The organism is Halomonas sp. 141, assembly GCF_002810305.1.
In the GTDB taxonomy this organism is placed as follows: domain Bacteria; phylum Pseudomonadota; class Gammaproteobacteria; order Pseudomonadales; family Halomonadaceae; genus Vreelandella; species Vreelandella stevensii.
Genome location: NZ_PINZ01000161.1, coordinates 1 through 297, shown reverse-complemented (window position 1 = coordinate 297; position 297 = coordinate 1). Strand labels below are relative to the sequence as shown.

Sequence of the window (297 nt, the reverse complement as noted above, 5' to 3'; positions counted from 1 at the left end):
CGTCGCCGCGCTCGGCACCTTCTGCAGGGTCAGCAGTTGTTGGAAGGGCTTGTCGCGGCGGAAGTTCTCGACAGCGTCATAGTCGCTCATGCCCAGACACAGCAGGCCCAGGTAGCTCTTGATCACGTCACTGGTGCGCATGCCCAGCGTGGTGGGGAAGCGGCTGTCGATGCTGTCGACGCCAGCGATCTCGAAGCATTGCCCGATGATGGACAGCCCGGCGTGGCTGGTGAGGGTGCGGCGACTGGCGCGGAACTTTATGTTGGGCATGGCACTGTCTGGGTGAATGGCGATAAT

The 297-nt window shown here is 62.3% G+C and carries 1 pseudogene; it reads right to left on the bottom strand.

The features are described from left to right. Nucleotides 1-270 (bottom strand): annotated as a pseudogene (locus tag CWI66_RS17815) (IS1380 family transposase); the annotation flags it as partial. Between the last annotated feature and the right edge of the window lie 27 nt (nt 271-297).